Below are 1,591 nucleotides of genomic sequence, written 5' to 3' on the forward strand. Positions count from 1 at the left end.
GTTCACAGCTTCTTAAGCCATGTTTTCCTTAGAAAGGAGGTGATCCATCCCCACGTTCCCGTAGGGATACCTTGTTACGACTTAACCCCAATCATTGATCCTACCTTAGACGGCTCCCTCCTTGCGGTTAGGCCACCGGCGTTGGGTATTATCAACTTTCGTGGTTTGACGGGCGGTGTGTACAAACCCCGAGAACGTATTCACCGCAGCATGCTGATCTGCGATTACTAGCGATTCCGACTTCATGTAGTCGAGTTGCAGACTACAATCTGAACTGAGACTGCTTTTATGAGTTTTGCTCCACATCACTGCTTCGCTTCTCTTTGTTTCAGCCATTGTATGACGTTTGTAGCCCAGGTCATAAGGGGCATGATGATTTGACGTCATCCCCACCTTCCTCCAGTTTATCACTGGCAGTCTCGCTAGAGTCCCCAACTGAATGATGGTAACTAGCAATAAGGGTTGCGCTCGTTGCGGGACTTAACCCAACATCTCACGACACGAGCTGACGACAACCATGCACCACCTGTACATCTGTTAACCTCCACTATATCTCTATAGCTTTGCAGAGTATGTCAAGACCTGGTAAGGTTTTTCGCGTATCTTCGAATTAAACAACATCATCCACCGCTTGTGCGGGGTCCCGTCAATTCCTTTGAGTTTCATACTTGCGTACGTACTACTCAGGCGGAGTACTTAATATGTTAACTACAGCACTGGGTTCCCCCAACACTTAGTACTCATCGTTTACGGCGTGGACTACCAGGGTATCTAATCCTGTTTGCTCCCCACGCTTTCGTGCCTCAGCGTCAGTATAGACCCAGCAAGCCGCCTTCGCCACTGGTGTTCCTCCATATATTTACGCATTTTACCGCTACACATGGAATTCCACTTGCCTCTATCTATCTCTAGCTCACCAGTTTCTAAAGTATCACAGAGTTGAGCTCTGCACTTACACCTTAGACTTAACAAGCCGCCTACGCACCCTTTACGCCCAATAAATCCGGATAACGCTTGCCCCCTATGTATTACCGCGGCTGCTGGCACATAGTTAGCCGGGGCTTATTCATTGAGTACCGTCACTCTAAGTTCATTTCCTAACCTAGACATTCTTCCTCAATAAAAGAACTTTACATACCGAAATACTTCTTCATTCACGCGGCGTTGCTCGGTCAGGGTTTCCCCCATTGCCGAAAATTCCCTACTGCTGCCTCCCGTAGGAGTTTGGGCCGTGTCTCAGTCCCAATGTGGCCGTTCGACCTCTCAGTCCGGCTACGCATCATCGCCTTGGTAGGCCTCTACCCCACCAACTAGCTAATGCGCCGCAGGCCTTTCTCTAAGTGTGGCTGTAAAGCCCCTTTAAATCTCCAGAGATGCCTCCAAAGATCCTATCCAGTTTTAGCGACCGTTTCCAGTCGTTATCCTCGTCTTAGAGGTAAGTTACCTACGTGTTACTCACCCGTTCGCCACTCACTATTGCTAGTGCGTTCGACTTGCATGTATTAGGCACGCCGCCAGCGTTCATCCTGAGCCAGGATCAAACTCTCCAAAATATATTTGAATTGTAAGAATTAGCTCTTATCTTTTTTTT

Annotated in this window: 1 rRNA gene; it reads right to left on the bottom strand. The window is 48.3% G+C overall.

Going from position 1 to position 1,591, the window contains the following annotated elements:
• Positions 1-32 precede the first annotated feature (32 nt).
• A 16S ribosomal RNA gene (locus tag N7603_RS08930) occupies positions 33-1,553 on the bottom strand.
• Positions 1,554-1,591 lie beyond the last annotated feature (38 nt).

It is taken from the genome of Paracholeplasma vituli (genome assembly GCF_025446935.1).
GTDB lineage: Bacteria > Bacillota_I > Bacilli_A > Acholeplasmatales > UBA5453 > Paracholeplasma > Paracholeplasma vituli.